The sequence below is a fragment of the Achromobacter sp. 2789STDY5608615 genome, assembly GCF_001298995.1.
Taxonomy (GTDB): Bacteria; Pseudomonadota; Gammaproteobacteria; order Burkholderiales; family Burkholderiaceae_B; genus Achromobacter; species Achromobacter insuavis.
The window spans coordinates 210,112-224,151 of record NZ_CYTY01000005.1 but is presented as its reverse complement, the minus strand read 5'-3'; the positions used below and the strand labels follow the sequence as shown (position 1 = coordinate 224,151).

8 protein-coding genes and 2 pseudogenes are annotated in these 14,040 nt (G+C 68.0%); 6 read left to right on the top strand and 4 right to left on the bottom strand.

What is annotated here, in order from left to right; all coding sequences use genetic code 11:
* Together AOZ49_RS06520 and AOZ49_RS06515 are read left to right on the top strand one after the other, a co-directional pair.
* Nucleotides 1–291 (top strand): annotated as a pseudogene (locus AOZ49_RS06520) (cytochrome C); the annotation flags it as partial.
* A gap of 139 nt (nucleotides 292–430) precedes the next feature.
* On the top strand, nucleotides 431–1,402 hold the full coding sequence (locus AOZ49_RS06515; protein WP_054434229.1) for an AraC-like ligand-binding domain-containing protein: 972 nt from the start codon (nucleotides 431–433) through the stop codon (nucleotides 1,400–1,402).
* Between the two features lie 40 nt (nucleotides 1,403–1,442).
* Here AOZ49_RS06515 and AOZ49_RS06510 read toward each other — a convergent pair.
* Together AOZ49_RS06510 and glnE are read right to left on the bottom strand one after the other, a co-directional pair.
* Nucleotides 1,443–2,118, bottom strand: a pseudogene (locus AOZ49_RS06510) (epoxyqueuosine reductase QueH).
* A 104-nt stretch (nucleotides 2,119–2,222) separates the two neighbouring features.
* The gene (gene glnE / locus AOZ49_RS06505) at nucleotides 2,223–4,988 is read right to left on the bottom strand and encodes a bifunctional [glutamate--ammonia ligase]-adenylyl-L-tyrosine phosphorylase/[glutamate--ammonia-ligase] adenylyltransferase (protein ID WP_054474660.1); all 2,766 of its coding nucleotides are present in this window, start codon (nucleotides 4,986–4,988) and stop codon (nucleotides 2,223–2,225) included.
* Nucleotides 4,989–5,088: 100 nt separating this feature from the next.
* On the opposite strand from glnE, the gene AOZ49_RS06500 reads away from it, so the two are divergent.
* Entirely contained in the window at nucleotides 5,089–8,709 is a 3,621-nt protein-coding gene (locus AOZ49_RS06500; protein WP_156355606.1) for a YhdP family protein, read from the top strand.
* A gap of 104 nt (nucleotides 8,710–8,813) precedes the next feature.
* Complete coding sequence (locus AOZ49_RS06495) at nucleotides 8,814–9,215, top strand: hypothetical protein (protein ID WP_054474658.1); 402 nt, start codon at nucleotides 8,814–8,816, stop codon at nucleotides 9,213–9,215.
* Between the two features lie 204 nt (nucleotides 9,216–9,419).
* Here the strand turns inward: AOZ49_RS06495 and rho are convergent, their stop codons facing one another.
* Nucleotides 9,420–10,679, bottom strand: coding sequence for a transcription termination factor Rho (gene rho, locus AOZ49_RS06490; RefSeq protein ID WP_054474657.1), 1,260 nt, complete (start codon nucleotides 10,677–10,679; stop codon nucleotides 9,420–9,422).
* Between the two features lie 117 nt (nucleotides 10,680–10,796).
* Nucleotides 10,797–11,123 (bottom strand): thioredoxin TrxA, encoded by a 327-nt coding sequence (gene trxA, locus AOZ49_RS06485; protein ID WP_006387817.1) that lies wholly within the window; start codon nucleotides 11,121–11,123, stop codon nucleotides 10,797–10,799.
* A 326-nt stretch (nucleotides 11,124–11,449) separates the two neighbouring features.
* Between trxA and parE the strand changes: the two genes are divergently transcribed.
* Both parE and AOZ49_RS06475 read left to right on the top strand, forming a co-directional pair.
* Nucleotides 11,450–13,411 (top strand): DNA topoisomerase IV subunit B, encoded by a 1,962-nt coding sequence (parE, locus tag AOZ49_RS06480; protein ID WP_035360153.1) that lies wholly within the window; start codon nucleotides 11,450–11,452, stop codon nucleotides 13,409–13,411.
* Nucleotides 13,411–14,022: a YcxB family protein gene (locus AOZ49_RS06475; RefSeq protein ID WP_054474656.1), complete on the top strand. Its 612-nt coding sequence runs from the start codon at nucleotides 13,411–13,413 to the stop codon at nucleotides 14,020–14,022. The genes parE and AOZ49_RS06475 overlap by 1 nt, the downstream gene beginning before the upstream one ends.
* Nucleotides 14,023–14,040 lie beyond the last annotated feature (18 nt).

The following is a 14,040-nucleotide window of genomic DNA, read 5'->3' as shown; positions in this document are numbered from 1 at the left end:
GCCTTCACGCATCTGCCGGCCGGCCGTGAATACCTGATCCGGGTGCCGGGCGCGGCCTATTCGCAATTGAGCAACGCCGAACTGGCCAATGTGTTGAACTGGCTGCTGCACACGTTCAGTCCGGCGCAATTGCCGGCCGGCTTCTCGCCCTACACGGAGAGCGAAGTGGCGGCGGCGCGGCCGCGCCGCTACGACGACGTGGTGCCGGTGCGCCACGGCCTGGCGCGCGAGCTGGCGGCGCTGGGCCTGGCGCTGTCCGACTATTCATATGGCAGCGCCCGCAAGCCCTGAGGCCGCGCGGCGCCCGGGGGCGGTGCGAGGCTCCCTGTAGTGTGAACAGGCCCTAGGGGTTGTCACGGATACTCCCGGCCCGGGGCTCGGTGATAGAAAGAAGACCGCCTTTTGTTCCATGCCGCGCGCCGGAGTCGCCATGTCCCACCCTCTGTTACGCAGCGCGCCCCAGCAGTTCCTGGATTGCGCCAGCTGGAAGGAAAACATCAGCAACACCTTTGTGCCGCTGGAGGTATCGGCCGCCGATCCGAAGCGGTTTCGCAGCAGCGTGGCGGTGGATTCGCTGGGCTGGATGCAGGTCTGCGAGATGCGCACCGGCGCGCAGCGCGTGCGCCGCACGCGGCTGCTGGCCGAGCGCGCCGAGGCATCCGGCTACAAGGTCACGCTGCAGCTCGATGGCCGCAGCGAGATCCGGCAGGCGGCCCGCACCGCTTTGTTGATGCCGGGCGAGTGGGGCATCTACGACACCACCCGTCCCTACGAGGTCGATGTCGACGACGACGCCCATTTCCTGGTGATGCAGGTGCCGGGCAAGCAATCCGAGGCCTGGCTGCCGGCCATGCGCAACGCGGTGGCGCGCAGCTTCAGCGCGCGCCACGGCTGCGGCCGCATGGCCATGGACCTGTTGCGGGTGGCGCTGAGCGAACACGCCCATCTGTCGGACAGCGCGGCGCGCGACGCGGCCAACGCCGTGATGCAGATGATGGGGCTGGACATCAGCGAGCGGGCCGGCGGCGCAGGCGGGCAGGACCAGGTGGAAATGCGCCAGGCGCAACTGCGCCGCGTGCAGCAATACCTGGTCGAGAACCTGCACGACCCGGACCTGTCGCCGGCGACGGCGGCCGAGGCCCTGCGCGTGTCGCGGCGCTATCTGTACAACCTGTTCGCCCTGGCCGCCACGACGCCGGCCGATTTCATTCTCAGCGCGCGGCTGGAGCGCTGCCGCGACATGCTGGCCGACGCCGCGCAGACCGCGCGGCAGATCGGCGAGATCGCCTTCCGTCATGGGTTTTCGGATGCGGCGCGTTTCAGCCACGCGTTCCGCAACCGCTATGGGGTGTCGCCGTCGGAATACCGGCGCCAGGGGCGCCTGCCGGGCGAATCGGCCTGATGCGGGAGCGCCCGCCGGCTGGCGGGACGACCCGGTGTGATCAGAGGTTTTCCTCGTTGATCAGGTCTTCCTTGCCGTAGAACTTCACGCCGATGTGGATGCGTTCGCGGCCTTGCGCGCGGCGATGGCGGTTGGTGTCGCGCAGCGAATAGACGCAGCCGCAGTATTCCTGCTGGTAGAAGTTCTCGCGCTTGCTGATCTCGATCATGCGCGACGAGCCGCCGCCCTTGCGCCAGTTGTAGGTCCAGTAGATCAGGTCGTCGTAGCGCGCGGCCGCCCGCTCGCCGCAGCCGTTGATCTGGTTCATGTCCTTCCAGCGCGAGATGCCGAGCGAGCTGGTGATGGTGTCGAAGCCGTGCTCGTGAGCGTACAGGGCGGTGCGCTCGAAGCGCATGTCGAAGCAGGCGGTGCAGCGTTCGCCGCGCTCGGGGGGCGTCTTCCATGCCCTTGACGCGGTCGAACCAGTTGTCCATGTCGTAGTCGGCATCGATGAACTCGATGCCGTGCTGCTCGGCGAAGCGGATGTTCTCCTGCTTGCGGATCTCGTATTCTTTGACCGGATGGATGTTCGGGTTGTAGAAGTAGATCGCGTAGTCGATGCCGGAAGCCGTCATGGCTTCCATGACCTCGCCGGAACAGGGCGCGCAGCACGAGTGCATCAGCACCTTGCGGCGGCCGGCGGGCAGGTCGAGTTTGGGGCGCACGAGTTCGGACATGATCAAAAGCAGGCGGTGAGGCGGAAAACTCCTTATTTTACGCTGAGTTGCCGCCTTGGCCAGGGGGGCGCCGGCAAGCGCCGCCCGGAAGGGCTTGCCGCGGCTCAGCCCAGCACCGCGTCCCACAGCTCGCGCACGGCCGCGCGTTCGGCCTGCAGCTGGTCGGGCGCCACGCGGGCCTTTTCCACGCCCTGCATGCGCAGCTGGTGCTGCACGCGCCGCAGCGTGCGGTAGGCGTCGCCGGCCCGGGCGGCCAGCGCCGGCTCGATCAGCCCGGCCTCGCCGGCCAGGCGCAGCAGGGTGATGTTGCCCAGGTTGCGCACCAGCATGGGGTGGGTGCCGGCGTGGCACAGCACCAGGTACTGGGTCACGAATTCGACGTCGACCATGCCGCCGGCGTCGTGCTTCAGGTCGAACCGGTCGGTGCTGTTGGGGTGCCCGGCGTTGATCTTCTGGCGCATCGCCAGCACTTCCTCGCGCAGCTTGGCCGTGTCGCGCGACATCACCAGGATGGCTTCGCGGATCTGCTCGAAGCGCTGGCCGACCCCGGCGTCGCCGGACGCGTAACGGGCGCGGGTCAGGGCCTGGTGTTCCCAGGCCCAGGCGTGCTTCTGCTGGTATTGCTCGAAGGCCTCGACCGACACGGCCAGCAGGCCGGCGTCACCGTCCGGGCGCAGGCGCAGGTCGACTTCGTACAGGCGGCCCGACGAGGTCATGGTGGACAGCCACGAGGTCATGCGGCGGCCCAGCTTGGCGTAGACCTCGGCGGCGTCCTCGCGCGGATCGTCATACAGGAACACCGGGTCCAGGTCCGAGGCGTAGCCCAGCTCCTTGCCGCCCAGCTTGCCGTAGGCGATGACGGCGAAGCGCGGCGTGGCGCCCGCGGCCTTGTTCACCAGCGGCCAGGTGCGGCGGATGGTTTCCGTCAGCAGCAGGTCGGCCAGGGCCGACAACTGGTCGGCGAGCTTTTCCACCGTCAGCTCGCCTTCCAGGTCCTGCGCCAGCAGCTGGAAGCTGGCCTGGCGCTGCACGTCGCGCATCAGGTTCATCTGGCGCTCGATGTCGGGGTCGCCATCGGGCAGGCGGCAGGCGTCGAGGTCGGCGGACAGCTGGCGCGCGATCTGGGCGAAATCGAGCGGCTCGAACAGGGTGCGCCAGTCGATCAGGCTGTCCAGCAGCAGCGGGTGCTGCGTCAGGTACTGGGCCGCCCAGGGGCTGGCCGCGACCATGCGCGCGACCCGCGCCAGGGTGTCAGGGTATTCGGCCAGCAACGCCAGGTAGGCGCTGCGCTGGGCGATCTTCTCGATCAGGTCGAACAGGCGCACGGCGGCGTCCAGCGGCGCGCTGGTCTGGCGCGCGGCGCGCAGCGCGGCCGGCAGCAGGGTTTCCATGCGGCGCCGGCTGCTCTCGGGCAGGCTGCGCACGCGGTGGCTGCCCAGCAGCGTTTCGGTGCGGCGCAGCAGGTCGTCGGCCTGTTCGCCGAAGGCCTGGCGGATCTGCTCGGCCAGGGCGCATTCCTCGTCGGGTTCGTCGGCGGGCGTGTCGGCGCCGGCATCGGCGGTGTCCTCCTTGTCCATGCCGACCATGCGGAACACGTTGCGGAAGGTGCGCGAGACGAACTGGCGGTGCGCGGCCAGCGTGCTTTCGAAATCCTGCGGGCTCAGCCCCAGCGCGGCGGCCAGCGCGGCGCGCTGGTCCGGGTCGCCCGGCAGCAGGTGGGTTTGCTCGTCCTCGCGGTACTGCAGCGCGTGTTCGGTGCGGCGCAGGAAGCGGTAGGCCTCTTCCAGGCGGCGCGCGTCGTCCTCGGGCACCAGGCCGGCGACCTGCTCGGCGTGCAGCGCCGCCAGCAGTCCGCGCTGCTGCAGCGCCGGCATGCGGCCGCCGCGGATCAGTTGCGCCAGCTGCACCACGAATTCGATCTCGCGGATGCCGCCGTCGCCCAGCTTGATGTTGTTGGCGCTGTCGATGCCGTTGCGGGCCGAGGCGCGGCGCTGCCAGTCCTGGCGGATGCGCTCGCGCAGCGCGCGCAGCGCGGCCAGCGCGTCGAAGTCGAAATACTTGCGGTAGACGAACGGCACGCGCAGGCTTTCCAGCTGGCGGGCCTGGGCCGCGCTGTCGCTGCCCGCGAAGGCCTGGCCCGGCATCAGGCGCGCCTTGAGCCAGGCATAGCGTTCCCATTCGCGGCCCTGGCCGATCAGGTAGTGTTCCAGCGCATCCAGGCTCCAGGCCAGCGGGCCGGCGTCGCCGTCGGGACGCAGGCGCAGGTCGGTCCGGAACACCTGGCCATTGGCGTCGACCTCGGACAGCACCGGCATCATGCGCCGTGTCAGGCGGCCATAGAACTCGTGGTGGCTGATGCGGCGCGGGCCGTCGGTGTCGCCTTCCTCGCCGTACAGCATGATCAGGTCGATGTCGGACGAGACGTTCAATTCACCGCCGCCCAGCTTGCCCATGCCGACGATCAACATCTCCTGGGGCAGGCCGGTGGCCGGATCGCGCGGCACGCCGTGCACCGCGGCCAGGTCGGCCGCCACGCTGCGGTAGGCGGCGGCCACCGCGGCATCGGCCAGCGCCGTCATCGCGCCCACCACTTCCTCCAGGGGCGCCAGGCCGGCCAGGTCGCGCACGATCAGGGCGCTGAAGACGCGTTCGCGCAATTTGCGCAGCACCTGGCGGCACAGGTCCACCGGCAGGATGTCGGGCGCGCCCGGGCCCGCCAGCTCCGCCTGCCATTGCGCCAGCCGCTCGGGTGTGACCGGTTGTTGCACCGCTTCCGCCAGCCAGGCGGCCAGATCCGGGTGGGCGTCGAGACGGCGGCGCAGATGGCCGGACCAGGCGAGGGCGGGGGCAAACAGGGCGGGCGTGGACATGGCGATCGGACGAAGACGAATGGACGCGTTTCAGGTATAAGTGGGGACGATACCGCAAGACTATTCTCCTGCCCACCGATCCGTGTCTGTTTCAAAAAAAGTGTTCTGCTGCCTGTTCTGGGCGGTGTTGACCGTGTACGGCGTCGTGGCCATCGGGCTCCTGGGCGTACGCTATTGGGTCTTGCCGCGCGTGGACCAGTGGCGTCCCCAGATCGAAGCCTACGCCAGCCAGGCGTTGGGCGCTCGCGTCACGATCGGCGCCATCCAGGCGGACTGGCAGGGCCTCAATCCCCGATTGGATCTTTCCTCGGTCCAGGTCTATGACGACCAGGCCGCGCCGGTGCTGACGCTGCCCTCGGTATCGGCGGTGCTGGCCTGGCGCAGCCTGCTGACGCTGTCGCCCACGCTGCTGCGGCTGCGCCTGGAGCAACCCGAACTGACCTTGCGCCGCGATGCCGACAACCGCCTGTGGGTGGCGGGGCAGGGCATCGACCTGAATGCCAGCGATCACCGTTCGGACCTGGATCATCCGGCGCTGCGCTGGCTGACCGCGCAGCGCGAGCTGCTGATCCACGGCGCCCGCATCCGCTGGCAGGACGAGCTGCGCCACGCGCCCGAACTGGTCCTGAGCAATGTCGATTTCCTGGTGCGCAACGGCAGCCTGTCGCACCGTTTCGTGCTGCGCGCCGACGCCGATCCGGCGCTGGCGCGCAAGGTGGACCTGCGCGGCGAGTTCAACCGCAGCCTGTTCAGCGCCAACGCGGCCAGTCCGGCCAACTGGAGCGGGCAGGTCTATGCCGCGCTGGATGACGCCGAGCCGATGGCCTGGGCGCCCTGGATGCCGCCGCCGGCCATCAAGGGGCGCGTCAGCGCCCGCGCCTGGCTGCAACTGGACCATGGCACCTTCACCAGGCTGACCGCCGATGTGGCCGCGCGCGGCGTCGACTGGGCGGCGGCGTCGGACGGCCCGGCGGTGCGCGGCGGCTACGCGCAGTTCCGCATCGAGGGCACGCCCGGCGATTTCGTCCAGAGCGAGCAGGTGCCGCTGGCGCGCAGCGCCGGCGCGGCGGACCTGTCGGTCAATGGCCGCGTCGAGCAACTGCGCGTGGCCTTGCCCGGCATCTTCGAACAGCCCGAGCTGGGCGCCAGCGAGATTGCGCTGGATGCCCGCATCAAGGGCGCCGACGCGCGCGACTGGTTCGTCGACGTGGGCCAGCTGCGGGTCGTCAACGACGATCTCGACGTGCGCCTGCAGGGCCAGTGGCGCAAGGAAGGCAAGAGCGCCGCGGGCAGCGTCGACATGCGCGGCACGCTGGTGCGCGGCGCCATGAACGCGATCCACCGCTACCTGCCGCTGGAGGTCAATCCGGACGCGCGCGAATGGCTGGCGACCGGCTTGCCGGCCGGGCAGATGGAGTCGGCCTCCATCACGCTCAAGGGCGACCTGGACGAATTCCCCTTCGGCGCCCAAGGCTCGACCGGCGAATTCGTCATTGCCGGCGCCTACTCCGGCGCCAAGGTCGATTACGCGCCGGCCCGGCCGCACCGCAAGGGCTGGCCGATGCTGGAGAACCTGTCGGGCAATTTCCGAGTCGACAAGGTCGGGCTGGTGCTCGACAGTCCGGGCGGGGCGGTGGCTCATACCGGGCCGGGCCAGACGGTGACGCTGGGGGCGGTCAGCGCCACCATTCCCGACATGGAGCACAACGCCGAGCTGACGGTCAACGGCGACACCAGCGGGACGGTGCCGGCCTACCTGGCGCTGTCGGACAGCTCGCCGCTGGGCCAGTTGCTGGACGGCGCGCTCGACGAGGCGCGCGGCACGGGCAACTGGCGCATGCCGCTCAAGCTGAAGGTGCCGCTGATGAACACCGACGACACCCAGGTCGAAGGCAAGATCCAGTTCGCCGACAACACCTTCACCTTCATGCCGGAAATGCCGCTGCTCAGCCAGATGCATGGCGACCTGGAGTTTTCGGAGAAGGGCGTGCGCACCAAGGAGATCCGCGCGCAGTTCCTGGGCGGTCCGGTCAAGATCTCGGGCAGCCTGGCGCAGCCGACGGACGCCTTGCGCTTCGAGGGCGTGCTGGCCGGATCCGGACTGACGCAGATCAGCAATACGCCGTCGATGGGACGCTTTTCGGGCAAGACGGCCTACAAGGGCAAGGTCGGCTACCAGCGCGGCGGCTCGGTGGAACTGTCGATGGAATCGGACCTGACCGGCCTGGCCATCGACATGCCGGCCCCCGTCGGCAAGGCGGCGCCGCTGGCGCGGCCGCTCAAGCTGCAATGGGGCGCGGCGCAGGACCGCGGCGCCAAGGGCCGGCGCTGGCTGACCGCCAGCCTGGGCGACAACATCAACGCGCTGTTCGAGCGCGATCCGACCGATGCCGCGCCGTCGTACTTCGCGCGCGGCGCGCTCGGCATCGACCGTCCGGCCAGCCTGCCCGAGCGCGGCCTGAGCCTGAGCGCCAGCCTGCCGGAGCTGGACATGGATGCCTGGGAAAAGGTGTCCGACGGGTTCGACCCGCCGCCCGTCAAGGGCCGTCCGGCGCCGCGGCCGCTGCTGCCCGCGGCCGAGCGCGTCAGCCTGGCCACCGGCTTGCTGCGCACCAGCGGCTATACGCTCAATGACCTGACCCTGTACGCCACGCGGCCGGCCCCGGCCCAGTGGCGCGTCGATCTGCAATCGCGCCAGGCGGCGGGCTCGCTGTCGTGGCGCGAGGCCTCCGGCGCCATCGCCGGCCAGATCACCGCGCGTTTCAAGCACCTGGCGCTGGGCGGCGCGGACGATACCAACGAGGCCGACAAGGCGCTGTCCTCGGGCAACGACCTGTCGGACATCCCGGCGATCGACCTGCAGGCCAAGGAATTCCGCCTGTACGGCAAGAACCTGGGCGAGCTGCAGGTGCTCGGCACCAACCTCGAACGCGGCCGCCAGTGGCGCCTGGACAAGCTGTCGATCACCAACGACGCCGCCACCCTGAACGCCACCGGCGCCTGGCGCCTCGAAGGCCCGGACCGTGGCCTGACGGTGGATGCCACCGCCAAGTTCGAGAACGTGGGCAGCTTCATGGACCGCATCGGCTTCGAGCGCGTGGTGTCGGGCGGCACCGGCGGCATCAAGGCCAATGTGACCTGGCGCAATCTGCCCTGGACCCACAATATCGCCGACGTGACCGGCGATGCCGAGATCACCCTGGACAAGGGCCGCTTCATGCACGTGAATTCGCGCACGGCGCGCCTGCTGGAGTTGCTGTCGCTGCAATCGCTGCAACGGCTGGCGCGGCTCGACGTCAATCCGACCAACCTGCTGCGCGACGGTTTCCCGTTCGATACCGTGCGCGGGCAGATCAAGCTGGCGGACGGTTCGCTCAAGACCGAGGGCTACAAGATCAACGGCCCGGTCGCCGCCATCGTGCTGGCGGGCGACGTGAACCTCGTGCAGGAGCGCTGGAACCTGAAGGCGGTGGTGATTCCCAACCTGGACGCCAGCGGCGCGGCGATGGTGACGGCGCTGGCGGTCAACCCGCTGATCGGCCTGGGCGCCTTCGTCACGCAATGGCTGCTCAAGCAGCCGCTGGCGCGCGCCATGACCATGGAATACGCCGTGACGGGCAGCTGGGACGATCCCAAGATCGACCCGATCGACGATTCGGGCAAGCCGGCGCCCAAGCAGACGCCCAAGCCGCGCAGCCTGGAAGAGTTCATCGAGCACTGATCCGGCTGGCCGCAGTTTCCTGACATTGGGATACAGACCGTACAGACAGCAACGCGGCGGCGCCATTAATCTCTCGTCAGTCCCGCTACTGATGGAGTCGTCGCATGGCCAAGTCCCGCATCCGCCTGGCAACGGTACTCGCACTGATGAGTGTTTCCGCCTGGGCCCAGGCCCAGGCCCAGGCCCAGGCCCAGGCCCAGGCCCAGGCCCAGGCCCAGGCCCAGGCCCAGAACCTGGTCCTGCCCACCATTCCCGAGGCCACGGATGCGATCGTCGACATGCTCGCGGGCACCGGCCTGTCGCGCCCGTCCGAGGTCAAGCTGGGCACCTGCGTGGCCGCGGAACAGGCCTCCCACGCGGGGCAGGTCGCCTGCACGGTGGCGGTGACGATGGGCGCCGCGGTCAACGAGAACCAGATGGATTTCTACAAGCAGGGCAAGAAGTGGAAGGCCCAGCCCAGCATGTCGCAGGACAAGCTGCCGTTCCCCGATCCCAAATTGCATTGAATCCAGCCGGGGGGATCCCCCCGGATATCGGATGCGGCCCGGCCGTGAACGCCGGCGTGGATCGAATGCGGGCCGGCGCGAAACCCGGCGAGGATCAGAGGCGGGCCGGCGGGAAATGCCGGCCCAAAAAGCATTTGGCGAGGACCGCCGTGGGGCAATCCTCGCCAAATCGATGCGTGCGCCCGGCATGCGGGCGGCGACGGCTTACTTCTTCTTCATCATGTCGAAGAATTCGGCATTGGTCTTGGTGGCGCGCATCTTGTCCAGGATGAATTCCATGGATTGGACTTCGTCCATGTCGTGGATGAACTTGCGCAGCACCCAGACCTTCTGCAGCAGGTCCGGCGCGATCAGCAGTTCTTCGCGGCGGGTGCCCGACTTGTTCAGGTTGATGGACGGGTAGACGCGCTTTTCCGCCAGGCGACGTTCCAGGTGCACTTCGGAGTTGCCGGTGCCCTTGAATTCTTCGTAGATGACTTCGTCCATGCGGCTGCCGGTCTCGATCAGCGCGGTGCCCAGGATGGTCAGCGAACCGCCTTCCTCGAGGTTGCGCGCGGCGCCGAAGAAGCGCTTGGGACGTTGCAGGGCGTTGGCGTCGACACCGCCGGTCAGCACCTTGCCGGAAGCCGGCACCACGGTGTTGTAGGCGCGGGCCAGACGGGTGATCGAGTCCAGCAGGATCACCACGTCCTTCTTCATTTCGACCAGGCGCTTGGCCTTTTCGATGACCATTTCGGCGACCTGCACGTGGCGGGTGGCGGGCTCATCGAAGGTCGATGCGACCACTTCGCCGCGCACGGTGCGCTGCATTTCGGTCACTTCCTCGGGACGCTCGTCCACCAGCAGGACGATCATGACCGCGTCGGGGTAGTTGGTGGTGATGGCGTGCGCGATGTGCTGCATCATCACCGTCTTGCCGGACTTGGGGCTGGCGACGATCAAGCCGCGCTGGCCCATGCCGATGGGGGCGAAGACGTCGAGGATGCGGCCCGTCAGGTTCTCTTCGCTCTTGATGTCGCGTTCCAGGCGCATGGTCCGGTTCGGATGCAGCGGCGTCAGGTTCTCGAACACGATGCGATGCTTGATCGCCTCGGGCGCCACGCCGTTGACCTTGTCCACCTTGACCAGCGCGAAATAACGCTCGCCATCCTTGGGCGTGCGCACTTCGCCTTCGATCGAGTCGCCGGTGTGCAGGTTGAAGCGGCGGATCTGGGACGGCGAAATGTAGATATCGTCCGTGCTGGCCAGATACGAGGTCTCGGGCGAGCGCAGGAAACCGAAGCCATCGGGCAGGACTTCCAGCACGCCGTCGCCAAAGATCTGCTCGCCCTGCTTGGCGCGCCGTTTCATGATGGCGAACATCAGCTCCTGCTTGCGCAGGCGGTTGGCGTTCTCGATTTCCAGGCCAGCGGCCATTTCCAGCAGCTGCGAGACATGCAGCGCCTTCAGTTCGTTGAGGTGCATCGCGGTGAGTGTTGGGGGAAGAGTAAAGGAGGGTTCTGGCGGCGCGCCACGGACGGGCTCGCGCGGTATGGAAGCAGCGCCGCCCCCAGGGCGGCGCCTTCGTTCACAGCACGCAGTTTACAACGCGCCGTCCAGGAATGCGGTGAGTTGCGACTTCGACAGCGCGCCAACCTTGGTGGCGGCAGCCTGGCCGTCTTTAAAGAGCATGAGGGTGGGGATGCCACGGATGCCGTACTTGGCGGCGGTGCCCTGGTTCTCGTCCACGTTGAGCTTGGCGATCGTCAGGCGACCGGCGTATTCGGTGGCGACTTCTTCCAGGATCGGGGCGATCATCTTGCAGGGGCCGCACCAGGCAGCCCAGTAGTCCACCAGCACCGGCTGGCCGGACTTCAACACATCGGCATCGAAGCTCGCGTCACTGACGTTCTTGATTTGGTCGCTCATGATGGTGATTCTCGGGTTCGGCAGCAAAAGGCGAAAAAAGGGACGCCTTGCCGTTGTTCTTGTTTGTGGAATGGATTAAAGCATACCACTGTCAAAAACAACAGGCATACCACTGTTTATAACAACAGTACTTGCCGCTTTTGTGTAGGATATCGCGGCGCAGTTATCGCGATCCGGGGCATTGAACCCGGATCCGCTGGCTGTGTCTCTATCGTCATCCTACCGAATTCGGAGCTGGTCAGGTCGTGCGCATCCCACCCGGAGCCGCGCAGAATCTGGGCTTATCCGTAAAATGTCGGTTTTTTTCCACAGATGTTGGGGATAACTTGGCCACTCCACGTTACAACGAGGCGTCCATCCGCGTCCTGAAGGGGCTGGAGCCCGTGCGGCAGCGCCCGGGCATGTACACCCGCACCGAAAACCCCCTGCACGTCGTGCAGGAGGTCATCGACAACGCCGCAGACGAAGCCCTGGCTGGCTACGGCAAACAGATACAGGTCACGCTGCACATCGATGGCAGCGTGTCCGTCGAGGACGACGGCCGCGGCATTCCCGTCGGCCTGCATCCCGAAGAAAACGCCCCCGTGGTCGAGCTGGTCTTCACCCGACTGCACGCGGGCGGCAAGTTCGACAAGGCCGGCGGCGGCGCCTATGCCTTTTCCGGCGGCCTGCACGGCGTCGGCGTATCCGTCACCAACGCGCTGGCGACCCGGCTCGAGGTCGTGGTCTGGCGCGATGGCGCCGTCAACCGCCTGGTGTTCAAGGGCGGCGACGTCGCCGAGCCGCTGGCGCCCTTCGACCAGGGCGGCCGCAAGAAGTCCGGCACCCGCGTGCGGGTCTGGCCGGACGCCAAGTACTTCGACAGCCCCAACATCCCGCTGGGCGAGCTGACCCACCTGCTGCGCAGCAAGGCCGTGCTGCTGCCGGGCGTGAAGGTTTCGCTGGTCAACGAAAAGACCGGCGACACCAAGACCTGGCAGTACCAGGATGGCCTGCGTGGCTACCTGTCCGAAGCCCTGGCCGGCGCCGAACTGATGGTGCCGTTCTTCGAGGGCGAGCAATACGCCGGCGCCGACCATGAAACCTTCGCCGAAGGCGAGGGCGCCCAATGGGTGGTGGCCTGGACCGAGGACGGCAACGCCGTGCGCGAGTCGTATGTGAACCTGATTCCGACGCCGGCCGGCGGCACCCACGAATCGGGCCTGCGCGAAGGCCTGTTCGGCGCGGTCAAGGGTTTCGCCGAACTGCACAGCCTGCTGCCCAAGGGCGTGAAGCTGCTGCCCGAGGACGTGTTCGCCCGCGCCAGCTTCGTGCTGTCGGCCAAGGTGCTGGATCCGCAATTCCAGGGCCAGATCAAGGAGCGCCTGAACAGCCGCGACGCGGTGCGCCTGGTGGGCGGTTTCTCCAAGAGCGCGCTCGACCTGTGGCTGCACAGCAATGTCGAATACGGCAAGAAGCTGGCCGAGCTGGCCATCCGCCAGGCGCAGGCGCGCCAGCGCTCGGCCCAGAAGGTCGAGAAGCGCAAGAGCTCCGGCGTGGCGGTGCTGCCCGGCAAGCTGACCGACTGCGAATCCAGCGACGCCACCCGCACCGAGGTCTTCCTGGTCGAGGGCGACTCGGCCGGCGGCTCGGCCAAGATGGGCCGCGACAAGGAATTCCAGGCCATCCTGCCGCTGCGCGGCAAGGTGCTGAACTCCTGGGAGGTCGATCGCGACCGCCTGTTCGCCAACAACGAAATCCACGACATCTCGGTTGCCATCGGCGTCGATCCGCACGGCCCGGGCGATTCGCCCGACCTGTCGGGGCTGCGCTACGGCCGCATCTGCATCCTGTCGGACGCCGACGTCGACGGCTCGCACATCCAGGTGCTGCTGCTGACGCTGTTCTACAAGCACTTCCCCAAGCTGGTCGAGGCCGGCAACGTCTACGTCGCCAAGCCGCCGCTGTTCCGCCTGGACGTGCCGGCGCAGGGCAAGCGCCCAGCGCGCAAGATCTACTGCCTGGACGAGGGCGAGCTGGAAGCCGCGCAGGACAAGCTGCGCAAGGAAGGCTCGCGCGAAAGCGCCTGGTCGGTCAGCCGCTTCAAGGGCCTGGGCGAAATGAACCCCGAGCAGCTGTGGGAAACCACCATGAATCCGGACACGCGCCGGCTGCTGCCGGTGGGCTATGGCGACCAGACGCCTGAAGACACCACCCGCATGTTCGACATGCTGATGGGCAAGGGCGAGTCCTCGCAACGCCGCGCCTGGATCGAAGAGAAGGGCAACCTGGCGGAGCTGGACATCTGATGACGCCGTCCGCGTCCCCGTCGCCGGCCGCCGCCATGGCGGTCGACCTCACCGCCGACGACTACGCCGAGTTCGCGGCGTACGTGTACAAGCGGCCGGAACTGCGGCGCCGCCGCTATCTGTCGCACCTGCGCTTCGCGGTGCTGATGGTGGTGGTGCTGCTGGGCTACCTGGTCTGGCAGACCTGGGACGGGCACGGCCCCAACTGGAGCCTGCTGCTGCCGGTGTACTTCGAGGGGCTGGCGGTGGGCCTGGGCATCCTGGCGCTGCTGGCGCTGGCCTACGAGTTCGTGCTGCCGGGGCTGGTGCGCATGAACACGCGCCGCATGCTGGCCAAGCGGCCCGATGGCCTGTTCCTGGGGCGTCACCAGCTGGTCTTCGGCGCCGACGGCATCGACGACCGTGTCGCCGACGCCTCCGGCCGCATCGACTGGAACGACGTGCGGCGGGTCGAGGAAACGCCGCAGCATCTGTATGTCATCCTGGGGACGCTGCAAGGCGTGATCATTCCCAAGCGCGGGCAGGACGCCGCCACGCTGGACGCGGTGCGCGCCCAGTTGCGCGAGCACGTGGCCGATGCCCAGCTGCTGGGCGCCGCGGCTCCCCGATGACGCCGTTTCAATGAATCT

Excerpts from the sequence above, each read along its gene's own strand:
- AOZ49_RS06495 (WP_054474658.1), top strand. The coding sequence starts at position 8,814 with ATGGCCAAGTCCCGCATCCGCCTGGCAACGGTACTCGCACTGATGAGT.
- rho (WP_054474657.1), bottom strand. The coding sequence starts at position 10,679 with ATGCACCTCAACGAACTGAAGGCGCTGCATGTCTCGCAGCTGCTGGAA.
- glnE (WP_054474660.1), bottom strand. The coding sequence starts at position 4,988 with ATGTCCACGCCCGCCCTGTTTGCCCCCGCCCTCGCCTGGTCCGGCCAT.
- AOZ49_RS06475 (WP_054474656.1), top strand. The coding sequence starts at position 13,411 with ATGACGCCGTCCGCGTCCCCGTCGCCGGCCGCCGCCATGGCGGTCGAC.
- trxA (WP_006387817.1), bottom strand. The coding sequence starts at position 11,123 with ATGAGCGACCAAATCAAGAACGTCAGTGACGCGAGCTTCGATGCCGAT.
- AOZ49_RS06515 (WP_054434229.1), top strand. The coding sequence starts at position 431 with ATGTCCCACCCTCTGTTACGCAGCGCGCCCCAGCAGTTCCTGGATTGC.